Raw genomic sequence first — 19,072 nt, 5'->3', positions numbered from 1 at the left:
CTATGGCCGGGCCGGGAAGGCGACTTCCCGGCCCGAATTCTGTTAAGTGGTGGAGAACCGATGCCCAAAAAAATATGTCTTTTCCTGATGATGGCCCTGATTGCCGTCCCCTGTTTCGCCCAGGATGGAACCGACGACGCCCAGACCGTCGAGATCGCCATTTCCAAACCGGCTGACAGGACCAAGCCCATGGCCGGCAAGGACCTGCCCCTGTATCTGGACGAGGAGCTGGCGGCACGCCACAAGGAATTCCGTTCCTTTGCCCGGCTCAAGATCGGGGCCCTGAATCGCAACCATCGCTTTTCCCGCTCCCGCATGCTCATCGAGCAGCAGGCCGACGGCAGCTGGAAGGCCCGCTACCACCAGATAGAACAGGCCACCATGACCTGCCAGGTTCGCCGCTCCAAGTCCAAGAGCGTTCCCTACGTGGGTGTCCTCTCCTACAAGGAAAGCATCTACGAATCCACCGGGGCCAGCCCGGCGGAATGCAAAAAAGGCACGTTCGAGGCCGTGCGGGTCATCCCCAACAAGCACATCTTCTGCTACAAGAAAGGCGGCTGGAAATAGTTTCGAACAACAAGGTTCGAAACAAGCCCCCGGTGAATCCGTTCACCGGGGGCTTGTTTTATGCGCGTTTTGACTTGCGGAAAAACGTTGCGGCAAAGGCCGCGATGACAAAAGCCGCAAGCCCCAGGGCTGGCAGCGGCGTGGGCGCAAGCACCAGAAGCGTCCAGAGCCAGGCAAGGCTCAGGACCGTGGGAATCAGATATCCGGCCACGCCACGCCCCATGAAGACGAGTAGCAGGACACCCAGGCCGGAGAGGAAAATCCCACCGAACCACAGGTAGTCGGGCAGCGGTGAGAGCCTCACGCCGGGCCCGGCCTCCACGCGGGCCTTGATGCCCAGCAGCATACGCCGCTCCATGATGTAATGCAGCGGCATCATGATCTCGTAGCCCGCCCGGTCCACCCACGTGGGCGTGTCCCAGCCGTGGGTACGCACCAGCAGGCGGCTGTTGCCCCCCGGCGCGTCCCTGATCACGAACGGTCCCCAGCCTTCCAGCACGAAAGAGACTCCGGGCTCCACGCTGAGCACCCGCCAGCTCAGCTCCCGGGCCTTTTGCGTACCGAACGGAGACGAAGGCACAATACGACCCACAGGCATGGCCTGATGCTCCGGAACGATATTGACGGCGTTGTCGTTTTCATACCCGATCAGCTTTTCCAGGAAGGTATAGCTGTAGAACCCGCCCCGGTCCGCGCCGAGCTGCACCAGCCAGGGCCAGACAGCCGCCCTGGGGGCCGCTATGCCGATGGCCCGGGTGGAGCTGACCAACGGGGCAATGTCGTCGCCGGGCAGGGATGCTGCGGCCTCTTCCGGTGTCGCGCCCCAGCGCATCATGTCCGGTTTTATAAACAGGCCGTAGAACAGGATGTCCACGACCAAAATGGCGGCCAAAACAACAAGGGAGCGTCTGAAACCGGGCATGGCGAATTCCTTGAGGGTTGCGGATGCGTTATCGGATATCGCCCCACCTAACACAGGGGGCGGGTTGCGTCAGCAGCCGTTTACAAGGTTTTACAGAATATGGTTCGGGAGGATGTTTGCCGGGTGCGCTGACGCGCAGGCACCAAGCGGAAGGCATCTCTCCCTGGTGGGGTTTCGCCCCCGTGGGCGACCTTCTTTTTTTGCTGGCGCAGAAAAAAAGAAGGCAAAAAACTGCGCTTGCTCTCGTCCAGCCCGCGGACGCCCTCTGCAAGAGCTGCAAAATCGCCCTTCGGGAAATTCAAATTCGCTTCGCTCAGTTGAATTTCTAATCCTACGGACGATCTAAGCAGCTCTGGGCTTCGGCCTATTGAGCGGGCTACACGCGTCCACACCACTTAGAGGTTCCCGCCCTGTAATGCACGCCTGTCAGTAGCCAACCTCCCAAGGCTTCATTCTTAGCCTACTGCAAAACATAGTGATGCTAAAATTGAAAAACTGCGAAGCACTCTCCCCGACGGCCAAAGGGAATACTCAATGTATTAGGCAAGAGGCCGACGCACGGCAAAAGCGGGGAGGGAGAGGAGGATAGGTCGCAGGAAAGGAGGAGAGGGAGGGGCTGCAAGCTCCTCTCTTTCCGCCCTTTCCTCAAATGGTTCTTGAACCGGTAAATACGAACGCACTATTGGGATTGCCCTGAAAGGGCACAAGCTGAATTTACAGCAAACTCCCCTGCTCCACCTTCTTCTCAGGAACCACACCCCTGAAGGTCATCCGGTGCATCCGGCACGGTCCGTGCGCGGAAAGCGCCTCGTAATGCACCTTGGTGCCATACCCCATATGCACGTCGAACCCGTAGCCGGGGTACCGCCCGGCCAGCTTGCACATGAGCCGGTCGCGAAAGGTCTTGGCCATGATGGAGGCTGCGGAAATGGCCGGAATCTTGCCGTCGCCCTGTATGACGAACTTCTGGGCGATGTCGCGCTCCAGCGCATGGGGCGGGATGGTCTTGTTGCCGTCGATGAGCAGTTGCAGGGGATCGGCTTTAAGATGCCTGACGGCGCGGCCCATGGCCATGAACGTGGCCTGGAGGATGTTGATCCTGTCGATCTCCGTGGGCCAGGCAACACCCACGGCCCAGCACACGGCCTGCGTGCGAATGGCTTCGTACAGGGTTTCGCGGGTCGCCGCAGTAAGCTTCTTGGAATCGTTGAGCCCGGGCAGGTCGTAGGATACGGGCAGGATGACCGCACCGGCCACCACGGGACCGGCCAGGCAGCCGCGCCCGGCCTCGTCCACCCCGGCGACGCGCTCCGGGGCAAGGGAAGAATCGTCAAGCAGGGAAAGCCTGTTCATGGGGCCACCTTACAGCGTTGCGAAAGAAACAAAAACAACTCCGCCGCCGCACCGGTGATTCCGGTACGGCGGGGAGCTCAAAATCGCTTCAGGAAGTCCACCCGGCATGCGGGCCGAAGCAGGGGAATTATTCCCAGATCTGCTTGGACTTGATGCGGGCGGCCTTACCGCGCAGGTTGCGCAGGTAGTAGATGCGGCTCTGACGAACCTTGCCCTCGGAAACCACTTCCACGCGGTCGATGAACGGGGAGTGCATCGGGAAGACGCGCTCAACGCCAACGCCGTCGGAAATCTTACGGACGGTGAAGGTGGAGTCGGTGGTGCCGCGACGGACGCGGAGGACTGCACCCTGGAAGACCTGGATGCGTTCTTTTTCACCTTCGATGATGCGGAAGTGGACCTTCACGGTGTCACCGGCCTTGAATGCGGGCATGTCAAGGCGAAGGTGTTCGGATTCGATTTTCTTCATGATATTCATGACTGATCTCCTTTCTCGGAAAACTATTCTAAAATTCATCTCCCAGCAGCCGGTCCACCGTGATGGTCACTGCGCTGCGCACGGAGAGATGATTGTATTCATCCAGGTAACGGATCGGCCGGATGATTCCAGCGGCCCTGTCCAGCACTTCGTCGGCAAGGCCGTGCCCCGTGCCGAAAATCAACAAAACCGGCTGTTTTTCCAACTCTTTTCTGACCCATTCATAGGTCAGGGGAGCCGGCGCGTTCTTTCTCCGATCCAGTTTCGCAGACGTTGCCGCGAGCAGGGGACTTTGCCCTGTTCTGGATTGGATGTCAAGGACTGCGGACTGAATATCGTCCACGACCTTGACTGCGGACAATGCCTCGGCCCTGTCCGGGTTGGCCTTGCTTCCGGCCCCTGTAAGCCAGTGGCTTAACAGGCTTTCCGCCAGCGCCTTCTGATCCTCGATGGGCGTTACCGCGTAAAACCCTCCCGCGTTGTAGGAACGGGAGACGCGGGAAATATCGTGAATGTCGAGGTTTGTCAAAGACACGGCCACCTTTTCCCCGAACTTGTTCAGCACCGGGTAGTGCACCAGGGCCAGGTACAGGTTGCGGCCCAGCATGGAGCGCTTGAGGGAACGCAGGTGGTCGATGTCCTCCTGCGCCAGCTCGGACACGGGCAGCAGGTCGGGCCTGCGGTGCAGGGTCTGCTCCAGCCCCTGTTCGCGCCGCCATCGGGCGATCTTCCCGTGGTCGCCGCAGGAAAGCACCCCGGGCACGCCATGGCCCCGGTATTCCTCGGGCCGGGTATAGTGCGGGTACTCCAGCAGGCCTGCGGAATGGCTCTCCTCTTCCCCGGAATCCTCATGCCCCATGAAATCGGGCAGCAGCCGCGCCACGGCCTCCACCATGCACACGGCAGCGGCCTCGCCGCCGTTGAGCACGTAATCCCCCACGCTGACCAGCTCCACCGGATACAGATCCAGCAGGCGCTCGTCGATGCCCTCGTAACGGCCGCAGAGGATGGTCACATCCTCTTCTCGGGAGAGTTCACGGGCCATGGCCTGGTCGAATTTCCTGCCGCGCGGCGACATCATCAGGATGCGGCCGGGCCGCTCGATGGACTCCAGGGCCCCGACCAGCGGGTCGAGCATCATGACCATGCCCGGGCCGCCGCCATAAGGGCGGTCGTCCACGGTGCGGTGCTTGTCCGTGCTGAAATCGCGAGGATTGACGCGGTTGAAGCCCACGATGCCGGACTGCACGCCCTTGCCCATCAGCCCTGCGCTGAGCGGGGAGTCGAAAAACTCCGGGAAAAGACTGACCAGATGGAAATTCATGGGTGTGCCCCGCTCCGGCCGGGAGCTACTTGGAGGAAGGTTTCTTCTTGTTGGTGCGGCGGGGTGCCGGGTTCTTCTTTTTCGGCGGTTCGGGGTTCTCGTACAGGTCGATGAGCCCTTCGGGCGGATCAATGACGATGGTCTCCCCTTCCATGTCCACGTCCAGGATGAACTCAGGCACCGCAGGCAGAAGGATTTCCTTCTTGGCGGGTGTGGCGATGGCCCAGACGTCATGGCCCGGGGCCTCGATGAAGCCCTTGAAGCGGCCCACGACAGTGCCGTTCTCCAGCACCACGTTAAAGCCCTCCACCTCGTGGAGATAGAACTCGTCCTCGCCGATGTCGGGCAGGTCCGCCGCGCGCACCAGTACCTCGGCGCCGCGCAACTCTTCGCTTCGGTTGCGGTCGGCGACCTGATTGACGGTCATGAGCACCATGCCCTTGTGCATGCGCCATGACTGAACGGTGACGGGTTGTGGCCGCCGCTTGCCTTCCCTCAGGAAGATCCGCTTTATCTCATCAAAGAGAAAAGGGGAGTCCGCAAAGCTCTTGATGCAGAACTCCCCTCGGATGCCATGCGGCTTGACCACTTTCCCGACAAGGACGAACTCCTTGTCGCTGCGGGCGGTCATATCACTGGAACCTATTCGAGGATCTCCAGAACGGAACGCTTCTTGGCCTTGGTGGATGCGGCGCCCAGAAGGGTGCGCATTGCACGGGCCGTCCGTCCCTGCTTGCCGATAACCTTGCCAAGGTCTTCCTTGGCAACCTTCAGCTCGAGAACAGAGGTCTGTTCCCCCTCGACTTCGGTCACTCTCACTTCGTCCGGATTGTCCACGAGGGACTTGGCAATGTACTCAATCATCTCTTTCAGCATGTCGAACTACCTCCAGGTACAGGCACAATGTTCACGAGCGCCTAGGACTAATATGAGCTATCTGCCAAGCGTACCGGAACGAGGCCAGCGAGTGACTACTTTCCAGCCTGCTTAAGCAGCGAACGAACGGTGTCGGAGGGCTCTGCGCCGCGCGCCAGCCACTGTTCCACCTTTTCCATGTCGATCTTCACTTCAGCAGGATCAACCATGGGGTTGTAGTGTCCCAGGTATTCGCTCGGGCGGCCGTCGCGACGCTTGGCGCCGTCAATGGCCACGATGCGATAGAAGGGACGCTTCTTGGAACCCATACGGGTCAGTCGGATTTTCATTGCCATGGTGTTATTACCCCCATTAAATTATTTGATAAGTTTTCAACCCTGAAATAGCAAGGTCATGTGCAAGTTTATAAAAGCCAATGCCTTTCTGCCTGATCATTAACGCTTTTTCTTTTGGCGCTGCTTCTTGTTAAGCTTCTTCTTCTTGCGCTCTTTAAGCGTCTTCTTGGAGATGGAACGCCTGCCGCCCTCCTCCATTCCATCCATGCCGGGCATTCCGGGCATCCCCGGCATTCCAGGCATTCCCGGCATTCCACCGGGCATGCCGCCCATTCCGGCCATGTCCATGTCGGGCATGCCCTTGGGCAGCTTGGGAAATTTTCCTTTCTTGCCTTTGCCGCCGCCCATCATCTTGGACATCATCTTGGACATCTGGTTGAAGTTCTTCAACAGCGCGTTGACGTCCTTGACTTCGTTGCCCGAACCGAGCGCGATGCGCTCCTTGCGGCTGGCGTTGATGACCTTGGGGTTGCGGCGTTCCTGCATGGTCATCGAGTTGATGATGGCTTCTGTACGCTTCATCTCGTCTTCTGGCAACTGCGCATCGCCCAGCTGCTTCATGAGGCCACCCATGCCCGGGATCAGCTTCATGATCCCTTCCAGGGAACCCAGCTTCTTGATCTTGCGCATCTGATTGCGGAAGTCCTCAAGATCGAACTGGGCCTTGGCCATCTTCTCGGCCATGTCCTTGGCCTCGTCCTCGTCGATGGTGGCCTGCGCCTTCTCGATGAGGGTGAGCATGTCACCCATGCCCAGGATGCGCGAAGCAATGCGGTCCGGGTAGAACAGCTCCATGTCGGAAAGTTTTTCGCCCACGCCCACGAACTTCACGGACTTGCCGATGACGGACTTGATGGACAGGGCCGCGCCGCCTCGGGCGTCGCCGTCCATCTTGGTCAGCACCACGCCGGAGATGTCGAGCTGCTCGTTGAACTTCTCGGCAACGGTCACGGCGTCCTGACCGGTCATGGCATCGGCCACGAAAAGTATTTCATCCGGCTTGCACTCGGCCTTGATGTCGGAAAGCTCCGCCATCAGGGGCTCGTCGATGTGCAGGCGGCCGGCGGTGTCAAACAGGATCAGGTCGCAACCCTGCTCCTGCGCCTTGACCAGCGCGTCCTTGCAGATCTCCACCGGGTTCATGTCCGGGGTGGACGGATAGGCGGGAACGTCGAGCTGCTTGGCCAGGGTGTGCAGCTGGTCGATTGCCGCCGGACGGTAGACGTCGGCCGGGACCAGGTACGGCTTGCGCTTGTGGTTCTTGCGCAGAAAAAGCGCGATCTTGCCGGACGAGGTCGTCTTCCCCGAGCCCTGGAGGCCGACCATCATGACCTTGAGCGGCGAGGCGTCCAGATTCAGGCCGGCCTGCTGGCCTCCCAGCAGTTCGGTGAGCTCCTCGTTGACGATCTTGACCACCTGCTGGCCGGGATTGAGCCCCTTCATGACGTCTTCGCCCAGGGCACGATCCTTGATCTGGTCCACGAATTGTTTGACGACCTTGTAGTTGACGTCCGCTTCCAGCAGGGCGAGACGGACCTCGCGCAGTCCCTCCTTGATGTTGTCTTCATCAAGGCGGGCCTTGCCGCTGAACTTCTTGAACGCGTTGCTTAATCTATCTTGAAGGCTGTCGAACAACTCACATCTCCCGGTATTCTCTCATTTTCCACGCGCGTAGAATCCCTCCGGCGCGGGCAAAGAGTTCGTGAGTTATGATATTGTCAAGGATTAGTCAAGCACTGGCTGGCCGCCGCCCCATGATGCCGCTTCCCGGCGCTCAGAACAGACGCCCCTGCCGGGGCCGTCCCGCCAACCTTTCCAGCAGTTCCGGGCCATCGTACCCCACCTTGTTCACCCCGCAGGACACGGGCCAGAGTTCGAGCTCTTCCGGGGGAAGGGGCTCGAAGACATGCTCGAACCAGTGCGGCTCGGTGACCGAAGGGTCCAGCCACAGGTCGCGGTGGCCTTCCCGGACAATGACCGGCATGCGGTCGTGGATGGGGGCCATGAGCCGGTTGGCCCGGGTGGTCAGGATGCAGCAGGACCGGAGCACCTTTCCCGTGCCGGGGTCGGCCCACTGGTCGCTGACGGCCGCGAACCACAGGGGGCGTCCCGAGGCGCGGGCAATGGCGTGGGGATAGCGGGCACGCCCCCGGCGCTGCCACTCGTAAAAGGCATCGGCCGGGATCAGGCAGCGGCCCCGGAGCACCGGCTTCCGAAAGGCGGGCTTGTCGAAAACGGTTTCGCTGCGGGCGTTCATCAGGCGCATCCCGATGCGGTTGCCGGCATCCGAATCCTTGACCCAGTGCGGCACCAGCCCCCAGAGGAACATGGAGCACCCCGACGATGTCTGCGCCGGAACCCGCGTGCCGGGAGCGACATTCCAGCTGGGGGAATATTCCCCGGGCACGGACGAGCCCACCAGCTCTTCCAGCCTCTTCTTCGGCATACCCAAAGCAAACCGACCACACATATATACCCTACCTAGTTACCCGCCCGTTCACACAGTTCGTCTATCCACCGGCAATCCCCGCCCTTGCGCAACTCCTTCTCGGCGTGTTCGGCAAAACCGGCCCCTGCATCCAGGAACAGGTTGAAGGCCGCGTCCGCCCCCGCCCCAAGCAGCTCGGTCACTTCGTCCTCGTAGCGGGCCACGGCCACCAGCCGCCCCGCATAGCCCATGTCGCGGGCCATGCGCAGCACGCGCAGGTTGGCCTGGTGGCCCAGGGTCAGCAGGATCAGCCGGGTCTTGCCGCCGTCGCTGCGGCGCAGTCTTTCGAGAAGCTCGCGGTCCGTGGCGTCCCCCAGGAAGACGTTGCGCCCCGCCTTCCGGTTGGCCTCCACCGCCGAGGTCTTGATATCCGTCCCGATCAGCACGTCGCCGTAGCGTTCGCGCAGCCAGTCGTAGGCCCCCTGCCCGACTCGCCCCATGCCCACGACAATGACCGTGGGGGCCCCGATATCCACGGGCCGTTCCTCGGGATGCACGCGCCGGCTCTCGAAGCGCACCAGCGTTTGCCGAAGCGCGCCGAAAATCCTCAGGGCCGCGCCGTTGAGCGGCGCCGCCACAACAAAGGACAGGGCCACGGCAATGGCCATGGCGGTGAGCCACATGGGGTCGAGCCAGCCGTTGCGCACGGCCAGGGCCCCCACGATGAGTCCGAACTCGCTGTAGTTGGTCAGGGCCATGGAGGAAAGAAATGAGGTCCGGGCCCGCAGGGAAAAACGGGTCAGCAGGACATGGTAGAGCGGCCCCTTGAGCAGGATGACCGGGAGCAGACACAACCCCACGACCAGGGCCTGGCGCGTGGGCTCGCCGGAAAGGCCGATGCTCAGGAAAAAGCCCACCAGAAAGACGTCCTTGAAGGACAGCAGGGACTTGGAAACCTCTCCCGCCTTGGGATGGTTGGCCACCAGCAGGCCGATGACGAGCGCGCCGAGATCGGGCTTGAGCCCCACCAGCTCGAACAGCCCGGCCCCGACCACCAGGGCCAGGGTGATGCCCAGCAGCACCACCAGCTCCCCGTGCCCGGTGCGGTCCATGATCCTCATGCATGCCCAGCGGATGAGCGGCAGGCCCGCAATGAGCGCCAGCGCCCACCAGGACGGGACCTTGCCCGAGGCAAAGGTCAGAAAGACCACGGCCGCGATATCCTGCACAATGAGGATGCCCACGGCGATCCGGCCGTACAGCGCGGCAGACGCGCCCTGCTCCTCCAGGATCTTGACCACGAAGACCGTGCTGGAAAAGCTCAGGGCGAACCCCAGCAACAGGGACTGGCCGACGCCGAGCCCGGCGAACGGGCCACCCCCGGCACGGGAAAGCCACAGGAACAGGGCCGCGAAAAAGGCGATGGAGGCGGCCATGTGGATGACGGTCGTCGCCCAGACTTCGGGCCGCAGGAGGCTTCGCACCTTGAGCTTGAGGCCGATTCCGAAGAGCATGAGCTGCACGCCGATGTCGGCCAGCCGTTCCAGGGTGGGACCGCCCTCCACACCCATGGCCTGCAGCACGAAGCCCGCCGCCAGAAAACCGACCAGGGGCGGCAGATTGATGAAACGGGCCCCAAGGCCCAGCAAAAACGCCAGCGTCAACCACAACGGGTCCATGACTCTTCTCTCCGGAATGCTGAAACCACCCGCCACAAAACGAATGATCTTGCTTGAACACTGTGCTATTTGACGAAAAATCCGAAAGCGTATTCTAGGTCCAGAAAACTTTCATTGCAACGATATAACGGTATCGATTGATGGAAACCGCACACGAACCAGCCTCGCGCATCATGTTCCGGCACGCAGTGCCCTCCTTTTTCCTCGGATACATCCTGCTGGCCGTGGCCTCCCTGCATGTGGAGAAAACCTACCACGCCGCCGGGGCCTCGACACAGATCACGATAGCCCTGCTGCTCTCCCTGTTCAGCGGCGCGGCCACCGCACTCTTCAATTATGTCTGCCAGCGCTTCCTGCGCCGCAGGATGATGGCTTCGCTCATGAACGAACGCGTCCGCGAAGAGCGCCTGCGCCATGCCAACATCAGCGCACTGACCGGCTTCCTCTGCGGCGGGTCCACGGTCTTCCTGCTCGTCAGCGACCTGGGCCTGGCCGTGTCCACGTTCCTGCTGGTGACCCTGACCTGCTCCCACATCCGGCGCTTCGGGCGCAACATGCGGGAGATGCTCAAGCCGAACCGCTACTCCATGTGGTCCGAGGTCATGCGGCTGGTGGAAATCTACGTCAACATCATCGCCAGCTTCACGCTCATCAACGCCACCCTGGAGATAGCCCACACCACGGGGCTGCTGGCCGGGAAGCAATTCCCCTTTGCCACGGGGGCGCACCTGTTCATCGACGCCTTCTATTACACGGTGGTGACCATGACCACCCTGGGATACGGCGACCTGACCCCGGTCTCGGCCGGGGCCAAGCTGCTGGCCACCTTCGAATGCATTGTCGGCTATGTCATGTTCGCCCTCACCGTGGGCATCATCACCCGAGGGGTGGTCACATCGGACTGGCCGGGAGAGGAATGATGGAAGAGCAAAGCTTGCGGCAGGCGCTGGCGGACATGCCGGTCTTCAAGGACATGAACGCGTCCCAACTGGAAACCCTGGCATCCCGTTTCCGCGTGCAGCGCCTGGAACCGGGCGAACTCCTCTACCGCGAAGGAGGAAGCTGGGACTACATCGGCATCATCCTCGAAGGCTCGGTCAACGCCAAGGTCCGCAACGAGGACAACCGCCAGGTCGTCATGGGGCAGACCCATTCGCGCTCGGCCGTGGGGCTCTTCAACCTGCGCCGCGCCCAGCGCGCCCCGGCCACCATGAAAGCGGCCACCCAGGTGCGCCTGGCCGTGCTGCCCGTGGCCGACATGGAGGAGCTGAAAAGGGAAATGCCCGCGCTGATGCTGCTCTTCTACGAGGGCATGCTCCTGCACATCACCGAGATCAGCCGCCGCATGGCCGCCTACATCAGCGACTATTGCCCGCCTCCAGCACCTTGATCTCGCCGGTCATCTCCACAATCATGCCGCCCCGGAGCACCTTGAGCTTCAGGGCCCCGCGCTTCTGGATATCCCGGATGAGATCGTCATACTTTTCCTTGAATTCCCCCACGGGCACATCGTTCATTTCCAGGATGATATCCCCACCCAGAAACATCTTCCTGCCCGCGATCTCGGCCTGGATGGTTCCGGCCAGCAGCCCCATCTCCTGACCCAGGGAGCCGTCGGCCACCTTTTCCACCAGATAGCCGTGCTTGGTGGGCAGGTTGAGCACCCAGGCCATTTCCTCGTCCAGGTACTTGCCGCTGAAGCCGGTCCAGACCGCCGGCTTGCCGATGAGATATTCCTTGGCCGTGTCGGTGGTCACGGCAAAGGCATGGCCCTCGAACCCGCCGGTCTTGCTCTTGAGGTGGCTGACGATGCCGATGCAGCGGCCCTTCATGTCGAAGAGGGGACCGCCCGAGCTGCCCTTGTTCACGGCCGCGTCCACCTGGAGCATCTCGGCCTGCCAGAACTTGGGATGCGCCCCGGTCTCGTACCGGGCGCTGACGATCCCCGAGGTGATGGTGGAACGCAGGCCATAGGGCGCGCTGATGACGAAAATCTCGTTCCCGGCCTGCACGGATGCGGCGCTGCCCAGGGCGACCGGTTCGATGCCCGGGGGCACGGATTCGGCCCGGACCAGGGCGAGGTCGGCCGAGGGAAGCGCTGAAATGACCCGGGCCTCCACTTCCTCGTCGTTGTAGAACTTGACCCCCACCTTGTCCGCCACCTGCACCACGTGGGCCGCGGTGAGTATCAGCCCGTCCCTGGAGATGAGCACGCCCGACCCGAGGCCGCGCGCCGCGGTGTATTCGCCCTCGGGACCGCTCAGGGTGCGGCCCACGGTCATGAGCGTAACCACGGACTTGTACAGATTGCGGTAGTTCTTGCTCAGGTCCGCGCAAAAGGCGGAAGAGGAAAACAGGACGACCAGCAGGACGGCGCACAGAATACGTTTCATGACGGGATGCTCCTTCTCGTTTGGCGGATACTACAAAGGCGCGTCAAAAAAACAAATTATATTGGGAACAAAAAAAGCCCGCGCAGAGCACGGGCTTCCTGAAATCATTGCATGGCGAAACTAGTCTTCCAGTTCGCGGGCCAAGGCCGCTATCTCCTCGCGGATGATGCGCGCCGCCTCGACAGGCACCAGACGCTCCACTTCCCTGCGGACAACATTCTCCACATCGTCGAGCTTGGCTTCCAGGGAATCGATGCGTTCCTCCAGGCTGCCGCCCCCACATCGCCGCCCATGACGGCGAAGCGTTCTTCCAGGGCGGCCATGCGCGACTGGAGATCGTCCACGCTGGCGCTTTCGTGGGTCACGCCCTCGAGCAGCGCGTCCATGTCCACATCGCCGGAGATGTCGTGCCCGGCCTCGTGCGGAATGTCCTCTTCGGAAAGGTCGATATCCGTCATGTCCATTTCGGGGATGTCGACATCTTCCTCGTCCGGGCTTTCATCGATGAGATCGGAGACGTCCACGCCCTCGAGCAGGTGTTCCATCTCCTGCAGCTCGGCCTCGTCCTCGGGCTCCAGGCCGGCGAGCTCGTCCATCTGCTCATCTTCCACGCCCTCGATGGCCGGCCCCTGGTCCTCGACCGGGGTTTCCAGCTGAACCGGAATTTCCAGGTCCATGGCCTCTTCAAGGACCGAGGCGTCAAAAGCGGTATCCGAAGCCTCGGTTCCTGCGGCGTCGTCCGCTGCGGATCCCTCTTCCTCGGTTTCCAGTAAAATTTCCTCTTCTTCGGTCGCCGCCTCTTCCAGTGCGGCTTCGCCGGTCACCGGCTCCTCGGCCACCAGATCTTCGGCCAGGGCCTCGTCCAGGACAAGCTCCTCGGCGGGTTCTTCCGCAGCTTCCTCGGCCACATCCTCAAGAACCAACTCTTCCTCGACCTCCTCGGCAGGTTCTTCCACCACCTCGTCCAGGGAGATTTCCTCGGCCGGGGAGATATCCTCTTCTTCCAGGAGATCCATGGCCGCCTCCTCGATGGGAGCGGCTTCCGGTTCCGGGGCAGCTTCGGGTTCCGGAGCGGCCTCTTCCAGCAGGTCGTCCAGATCGGCCACGCCCTCGTCCGCCTCGGCGGAGCCTTCGTCCAGCAGGTCGTCCAGCTCTATGGCTTCCTCGTCGAGAGCAGCCTCAGGCTCGGGTTCGGGCTCATCCTCTTCCTCGATACCGTCGAGGAGGGCGTCAAGGTCTGCAGCGTCCGCAGGGGGTGCGGGTTCGGTTTCGTCCAGCAGGGCGTCAAGGTCCATGTCGCCGGGCTCGTCCTCCGCCTCGTCCGCAGGGGCTTCCGGGACGGATTCCCCGGCGACCTCATCCAGGAGAAGGATATCTTCTTCACCCTCGTCTTCTCCACCTTCATCGACGACCTCATCCAGCAGGATGGCGTCGTTCTCTTCCTCGACAGCCTCGTCGAGAAGCAAAATGTCTTCGTCTTCGTCCGCGGCGTCGGCACCGCCACTCACGTCCTCTGCGATATCATCCAGCAGGACGGGCTCGTCATCCGCATCACCGGAATGGCCATCATCAAGCTCCTCGGAGAAAAGATCCTCGAGTTCCTGCTCGAAATCGGCGTCAATGCCGTCCTGGCCGGCTGCATCCTGGGCGTTTTCGGTAATATCGTTCAATTCAAGGATGTCCTCGGGGGAATCGGACGGGGGAACCGGTGGCATATGCTTCACCTCCACGGAAGGGTGAACTCTCAAAAAAGGGGGGCCGCATCAGCAACCCCCCTCGACAACCCGAAGTTACTTCTTGGGGTGGCATTCCTTGCAGGACTTGGGGCCCTTCTTTTCGGCCTTGTGGCAGCCGACGCAGGTCTTGGTGTCCTTGCCATGGAAGGCCTTGTAGTAGGCCATCTGGTCTTTCTTGCCGTCCTTGTCGTGACAGCCGGCTGCGGAGCAGCCCTTCACGTCACCGGAACCTTCGAAGGTGTGGTGACAGACCTTACAGTCCTTGAGCATGGCTTCATGCTTGCCGTGCGGGAAAGCGACCGGGGTCTTCTTCATTTTGATGCCGTCAGGGGCCTTCAGGACCATGTCGGCGGGTGCCTTGGTGGCGGCAGAAAGGTTGGGCAGTGCAAAGGCACACACCAGTGCTGCAACCACGAGGCCGATCAGAAATGTCTTCTTCATTCTCCTCGTTCCTCCTGTAGCAAAAGGTAAAACGTCACACTCTCTACTCTAGTCGGGATAAATGACATATGCCCCACTGTCAAGCCGCTACGGCTTGGTAGAGGCTTGTTTTCTACTCAAAAAACGCATGGTTGCGCAAGGGGATTGTTACAAAAATCACGACCTCACCCCACCTGATACTTGGTGTGGTAGCCGCGCGGGGTCAGCATGCGCTCCCCGGCCAGCCGTGTGGAGGAATTACCAATGATCACAAGAGATTGCATATCCACCAGCCCGGGGTCGAATTCGCCCAGAGTGGAGGTCAGCACCTCCTGTCCGGGCCGCGCGGCCTGCTTCACCAGCCCCACCGGAGTCTGCGGCGAACGCACCTGCCCGACAATATCCAGGGCCTTTTGCAGATGTCCGCTGCGCTTGCGGGACCGGGGATTGTAGATGGCCAGCACAAAATCGGCCTCGGCCGCAAGGCGCAGCCGCTTTTCAATGGTTTCCCAGGGCGTAAGCAGGTCGCTGAGGCTCACGGAGGCAAAGTCGTGCATAAGCGGCGCGCCCAGCAGGGCCGCCGCCGCGGCAAAGGCGGGAATGCCCGGCACCACCTCGAAGTCCACGCGCTCCAGCAGACCGCGCGCCTCCAGGGTTTCGAGCATGAGCCCGGCCATGGCGTAGATGCCCGCGTCCCCGCTGCAGACCACGGCCGTGAACCGTCCCTCGGCCGCGAAATCCACGGCCCTGTTCACGCGCTCCACCTCACCGGTCATGCCTGTGGAAAACACTTCCTTGCCCTCCAGCAGTTCCGGCGAAACCAGATCGATATATCCCTTGTAGCCCACGATGACCTCGGCGCGTTCGAGCGCCTTTCGGGCCGCCGGGGCCAGCAGGGATTCATCTCCGGGCCCCAGGCTCACGGCTATGAGCATGTCTTTCTCCTGGCCACGGCCACCGTGACCCTCTCGGTTTTCTGTTTTGCCACCAGCAGTTCGCCACCCTCGCCCAGCAGCAGGGCCGCGGCCTCGCAGACGCCCGGCGTGCCCACGTGCCGCTCCACCATGGAGGAGGGAGTAGGCGCGGCAACCGCAGCCAATTCCTCGGCCGTGTAAAATTTCAGGGGCAGCCCCAGTTCCCGGGCCGCTTCCAGAATACCCTGCTCGTCGCGCTTGATGTCCGCCGTGCCCATGGCGGCCACGCTTTCCCGGGCCAGGCCGTTTTCCTCCAGCACCCGGAGAATCAGCCCCAGAATTTCCTCCCGGGGAGTCCCCCGGCGGCAGCCCACGCCCAATGTCAGCACGGGCGGGCGCAGGCGCAGGAGACCGGGCCCCGGCGCGCCCTCCCGCCAGTACACCCACACGCCGGGCTCTTCCCTTGCAAGGTCTTCGGGGCGGTCCACCCGGCGAAATGCGGCGGCATCCAGCTCGCCCAGGCAGCCCAGCGGATCATAGACCCGCACGGCGCGGCCCTCCAGGAGCGCGGCGTTGATCGCCTTGACCTCGCCCAGGTCCGCGATATGCAGCCCCCGTTCCGAGGCCAGCATGTCCATGGAGACCACCCCGGCCGAGTCCGTGGCCGTGGTGATGACCGGCGTTCCGCCCGTTGTCTTTGCACAGCGCCGGGCCAGTTCGTTGGCCCCGCCCAGGTGCCCGGAAAGCAGGCTGATCACGAACCGTCCCTCCGGGTCCATGGCCACCACGGCCGGGTCGCTGTCCTTGGAGCCGAGCAGCGGCGCAATGGTGCGTACCACGATGCCGGCGGCGGCAATGAACACATGTCCGTCAAAGCGGGCAAAGGTGGTCTCGAGAAGCTCGCGCAGGGAATCGAAGCCGTGAATACCGGCTTCGGCAAAACGACTGGGCGCATGGATCGAGGCATCCAGCTCGTTCCCCAGGGAACGGGCCAGGGGCAGAGCCGGGCGGCTCAAGACATAGACGGCGTATCGGGGCATAAAATCATATACCAGACCAAAGGCCTAGTTGTCCTCCACCCGACGCATGATGATGCAGTAGGGATCGAAACCATGACGCCGGTAGAAATTCATGACGTCCTCATTGCCGGAAACCACACAGATGATGACATCCCTGGCCCCCTGCTCCTTGAGCCAGTCCATGGACCGCTCCATGAGCGCCTCGCCGATCCTCCGGCCCCGGTGGCTCCGCTCCAGAAACAGGGATTCGATCTCGCTCTGCTTCCTGCCCCGGAAGGAACTGACGCAATAGCCCACGTCCCGGCCCTCGGCAGGGTCATGGGCGACGAAGATACAAAGCTCACCGTCCCGGGCATCCTCCAACAGGGACTTCTTGCGCTGCGCAAAGGAGTACCCCTTGAACCGCTCCCCGAAATGGGAAGAAACATCGGCATGCAGACCATTGAGCTGCTCCCAGAGCCCCTGGATCTCGTCGATGCACTCCGCGCCGATCCTGCGATACTCGATTGCAGACATTGACTCGACCTCCCTATGAAAAAGGGCCGGCCGGAAACCCGACCGGCCTATCTCTCATATCATTGAATTCCGTTTCCTTGACCACAGACTGTTCAAAAAGGTCTGGAGGCCAGGCGCAAGAAAAAGTCAGGGCCGAAGCGTATTAAAACATACGTGAGGGGCTGACTTTTTTGCAGCAACGAAGCATACGGGCCTTTTTCAACAGTCTAGAACTGTACTTTGCTTGCCGCTTCCAGCGTCTTTTCGAAGTCCTCATCAGTATGAACGAAAGAGGTGAAGGCGCACTCGAAACCGGCCGGGGCCAGATAGATTCCCTGGGCCATCATCTGCTGCCAGAAGGCGGCGTACTTGTCCGCGTCGCAGGCCGAGGATTCGGTCATGTTGGTCACGGGCACGTCCGAGAAATAGATGGTGAAGGCCGAGGCGATCTGGTTCAGGTGCACGGACTGGCCCTTGGACCTGAGGATCTCGGTGAGGCCCTCGGCCAATCCCCGGGTGCGGGCCTCCAGCGCGTCGTAGTCGCACTGCTGCAGCCCCTTGAGGGTGGCCAATCCAGCGGCCATGGCCACGGGGTTGCCGGAAAGGGTTCCGGCCTGGAACACGCCGCCGCACGGAGCCATGTGCTCCATGATTTCGCGCTTGCCGCCGTAGCAGCCCACCGGGAAGCCGCCGCCGATGATCTTGCCCAGGGTGGTCAGGTCCGGGGTGATGCCGTAACGCTGCTGCGCCCCGCCCGGGCTCAGGCGAAAACCGGTGATGACCTCGTCGAAGATGAGCAGCGCGCCGTATTCGGTGCACAGGTCGCGCAGGCCCTGGAGGAAGCCATCCCTGGGCAGCACCAGGCCCATGTTGCCCGCTGCGGGCTCCACGATGACGCAGGCGATCTCCCCGCCGCGGGTCTCGAAATATTCGCGGACCTTGTCCAGGTCGTTGTAATGGGCCAGCAGGGTGTGCCGGACGATGTCCTCGGGCACGCCGGGGGTGCCGGGCACGGCAGCGGCTGCGGAACCGGCCGCGGCCAGGAAGGCGTCGTTGTGCCCGTGGTAGTTGCCGATGAACTTGACCACCTTGTCGCGGCCCGTGTAGCCGCGCGCCAGGCGCAGGGCGGACATGGTCGCCTCGGTGCCCGAGGATACCATGCGCATCATCTCCATGGACGGAATGAGCTTCTGGATCTCCTCGGCCAGGGCGACCTCGCCGTAGCAGGGAGCGCCGTAGCTGGTGCCCTTGTTCACGGCCATGTAGACGGCCTCGGCCACGGAAGGATCGCAATGCCCCAAAAGCATGGGGCCCCAGCTGAGCACGTAGTCGATGTACTTGCGGCCTTCCACGTCCCAGAGATACGCGCCCTCGGCGCGGTCGATGAACACGGGTTCGGAATTGACGTAGCGGCAGGCGCGCAGCGGGCTGTTGACGCCGCCGGGCATGAGGGTCTGGGCCTTGGCGTAGAGGGTCTTGGAATCCATTGTCGGCTCCTACTTGAAATAGACCATGGAGGTCTTCTTGAGTTCCTTGATGCTGTTGAGAACGCAGTTGTCGTCAATGCCGGTGGCTTCCTCCAGCTCCGTGACCACCTCGGCGCAGTGGCCGGGCCGCTCGCCGTGGATCATGGTGTAGAAGTTGAAGGTCCACTCCGGATAGGTGCGGCGCACGTAGCAGTGGCTGATCTCCGGACGCGAGGCAAAGATCTCGCCCACCTCTTCGATGCGTTCCTCGGGCACCCGCCAGGCGACCATGGCGTTATGGCCGTAGCCCGCCTTCTGGTGCCGCAGGGTGGCCCCGAAGCGGCGGATGACCTTGCTGTCGCGCAGCCGGGTCAGCAGATCGATGACCTCGGCCTCGTCGGCTCCGGCCTGTTCTGCAATAATCTTGAATGGTTCCGGGTGGTCGGGGATATCCCCGCCCGCCAGGGCCAGTATCCTTTCCTCGGTCTCGGTGAATATCATGCGTGCCATGCGGATGGGTATTACCCGCATCCCGGCCCGGTTGCAACCGGAGCGCACACAACAAACCGCTTATAATAATGGAATCCTTCCCCGCCCTTTCATACTCTAGCAACATGAGAGAACCACCGTGCCGCCACACGGTCTATCGAACCAACGAGGGGGAGTT

At 62.0% G+C, this 19,072-nt stretch carries 21 protein-coding genes; 3 read left to right on the top strand and 18 right to left on the bottom strand.

What is annotated here, in order from left to right:
• Positions 1-60 precede the first annotated feature (60 nt).
• On the top strand, positions 61-567 hold the full coding sequence (locus FGL65_RS05600) for a hypothetical protein (protein WP_147820070.1): 507 nt from the start codon (positions 61-63) through the stop codon (positions 565-567).
• Between the two features lie 58 nt (positions 568-625).
• Here the strand turns inward: FGL65_RS05600 and FGL65_RS05595 are convergent, their stop codons facing one another.
• The 10 genes from FGL65_RS05595 to FGL65_RS05550 form a co-directional block, all read right to left on the bottom strand.
• The gene (locus tag FGL65_RS05595; protein WP_147820069.1) at positions 626-1,489 is read right to left on the bottom strand and encodes a hypothetical protein; all 864 of its coding nucleotides are present in this window, start codon (positions 1,487-1,489) and stop codon (positions 626-628) included.
• Positions 1,490-2,203: 714 nt separating this feature from the next.
• Positions 2,204-2,842 carry a ribonuclease HII gene (gene rnhB, locus FGL65_RS05590; RefSeq protein WP_147820068.1) on the bottom strand — a complete coding sequence of 213 codons (639 nt, stop codon included), beginning with the start codon at positions 2,840-2,842 and terminating at the stop codon, positions 2,204-2,206.
• 127 nt (positions 2,843-2,969) lie between these two features.
• Positions 2,970-3,320 carry a 50S ribosomal protein L19 gene (rplS, locus tag FGL65_RS05585; RefSeq protein ID WP_147820067.1) on the bottom strand — a complete coding sequence of 117 codons (351 nt, stop codon included), beginning with the start codon at positions 3,318-3,320 and terminating at the stop codon, positions 2,970-2,972.
• A gap of 28 nt (positions 3,321-3,348) precedes the next feature.
• Entirely contained in the window at positions 3,349-4,644 is a 1,296-nt protein-coding gene (gene trmD / locus FGL65_RS05580) for a tRNA (guanosine(37)-N1)-methyltransferase TrmD (RefSeq protein ID WP_147820066.1), read from the bottom strand.
• A gap of 25 nt (positions 4,645-4,669) precedes the next feature.
• On the bottom strand, positions 4,670-5,275 hold the full coding sequence (rimM, locus tag FGL65_RS05575; protein ID WP_147820065.1) for a ribosome maturation factor RimM: 606 nt from the start codon (positions 5,273-5,275) through the stop codon (positions 4,670-4,672).
• An 11-nt stretch (positions 5,276-5,286) separates the two neighbouring features.
• Positions 5,287-5,520, bottom strand: a complete 234-nt coding sequence (locus FGL65_RS05570; protein ID WP_147820064.1) for a KH domain-containing protein — start codon at positions 5,518-5,520, stop codon at positions 5,287-5,289.
• Between the two features lie 95 nt (positions 5,521-5,615).
• Positions 5,616-5,855: a 30S ribosomal protein S16 gene (gene rpsP, locus FGL65_RS05565; RefSeq protein WP_147820063.1), complete on the bottom strand. Its 240-nt coding sequence runs from the start codon at positions 5,853-5,855 to the stop codon at positions 5,616-5,618.
• A gap of 99 nt (positions 5,856-5,954) precedes the next feature.
• Entirely contained in the window at positions 5,955-7,490 is a 1,536-nt protein-coding gene (ffh, locus tag FGL65_RS05560; protein WP_147820062.1) for a signal recognition particle protein, read from the bottom strand.
• Between the two features lie 139 nt (positions 7,491-7,629).
• Positions 7,630-8,325, bottom strand: a complete 696-nt coding sequence (locus FGL65_RS05555) for an SOS response-associated peptidase (protein WP_147820061.1) — start codon at positions 8,323-8,325, stop codon at positions 7,630-7,632.
• An 11-nt stretch (positions 8,326-8,336) separates the two neighbouring features.
• Positions 8,337-9,962, bottom strand: a complete 1,626-nt coding sequence (locus tag FGL65_RS05550; protein ID WP_147820060.1) for a cation:proton antiporter family protein — start codon at positions 9,960-9,962, stop codon at positions 8,337-8,339.
• Between the two features lie 140 nt (positions 9,963-10,102).
• Between FGL65_RS05550 and FGL65_RS05545 the strand changes: the two genes are divergently transcribed.
• Both FGL65_RS05545 and FGL65_RS05540 read left to right on the top strand, forming a co-directional pair.
• Positions 10,103-10,882 carry a potassium channel family protein gene (locus FGL65_RS05545; RefSeq protein ID WP_147820059.1) on the top strand — a complete coding sequence of 260 codons (780 nt, stop codon included), beginning with the start codon at positions 10,103-10,105 and terminating at the stop codon, positions 10,880-10,882.
• Entirely contained in the window at positions 10,882-11,352 is a 471-nt protein-coding gene (locus FGL65_RS05540; protein ID WP_187170548.1) for a Crp/Fnr family transcriptional regulator, read from the top strand. Before FGL65_RS05545 ends, FGL65_RS05540 begins: the two co-directional genes overlap by 1 nt.
• Here FGL65_RS05540 and FGL65_RS05535 read toward each other — a convergent pair.
• The 8 genes from FGL65_RS05535 to ahbB all read right to left on the bottom strand — a co-directional run bounded on the left by FGL65_RS05535 (position 11,321) and on the right by ahbB (position 18,915).
• The gene (locus FGL65_RS05535) at positions 11,321-12,355 is read right to left on the bottom strand and encodes a S1C family serine protease (protein WP_147820057.1); all 1,035 of its coding nucleotides are present in this window, start codon (positions 12,353-12,355) and stop codon (positions 11,321-11,323) included. The genes FGL65_RS05540 and FGL65_RS05535 overlap by 32 nt on opposite strands.
• A 149-nt stretch (positions 12,356-12,504) precedes the next feature.
• Positions 12,505-14,070 carry a hypothetical protein gene (locus FGL65_RS05530; RefSeq protein ID WP_147820056.1) on the bottom strand — a complete coding sequence of 522 codons (1,566 nt, stop codon included), beginning with the start codon at positions 14,068-14,070 and terminating at the stop codon, positions 12,505-12,507.
• 75 nt (positions 14,071-14,145) lie between these two features.
• The gene (locus FGL65_RS05525; protein WP_147820055.1) at positions 14,146-14,532 is read right to left on the bottom strand and encodes a cytochrome c3 family protein; all 387 of its coding nucleotides are present in this window, start codon (positions 14,530-14,532) and stop codon (positions 14,146-14,148) included.
• 164 nt (positions 14,533-14,696) lie between these two features.
• Complete coding sequence (gene cobJ, locus FGL65_RS05520) at positions 14,697-15,446, bottom strand: precorrin-3B C(17)-methyltransferase (RefSeq protein WP_147820054.1); 750 nt, start codon at positions 15,444-15,446, stop codon at positions 14,697-14,699.
• A complete protein-coding gene (locus FGL65_RS05515) occupies positions 15,437-16,465 on the bottom strand; it encodes a cobalt-precorrin 5A hydrolase (RefSeq protein WP_147820053.1) in 1,029 nt (342 codons plus the stop codon). Before FGL65_RS05515 ends, cobJ begins: the two co-directional genes overlap by 10 nt.
• A 24-nt stretch (positions 16,466-16,489) precedes the next feature.
• Positions 16,490-16,960 carry a GNAT family N-acetyltransferase gene (locus tag FGL65_RS05510; RefSeq protein ID WP_147820052.1) on the bottom strand — a complete coding sequence of 157 codons (471 nt, stop codon included), beginning with the start codon at positions 16,958-16,960 and terminating at the stop codon, positions 16,490-16,492.
• A 206-nt stretch (positions 16,961-17,166) separates the two neighbouring features.
• A complete protein-coding gene (gene hemL / locus FGL65_RS05505; protein WP_147820051.1) occupies positions 17,167-18,426 on the bottom strand; it encodes a glutamate-1-semialdehyde 2,1-aminomutase in 1,260 nt (419 codons plus the stop codon).
• 9 nt (positions 18,427-18,435) lie between these two features.
• Positions 18,436-18,915, bottom strand: coding sequence for a siroheme decarboxylase subunit beta (ahbB, locus tag FGL65_RS05500; protein ID WP_147820050.1), 480 nt, complete (start codon positions 18,913-18,915; stop codon positions 18,436-18,438).
• Positions 18,916-19,072: the final 157 nt, after the last annotated feature.

The sequence above is a fragment of the Salidesulfovibrio onnuriiensis genome (assembly GCF_008001235.1).
Taxonomy (GTDB): Bacteria; Desulfobacterota; Desulfovibrionia; order Desulfovibrionales; family Desulfovibrionaceae; genus Pseudodesulfovibrio; species Pseudodesulfovibrio onnuriiensis.
This window is presented reverse-complemented; position numbering and strand designations above follow the sequence as displayed.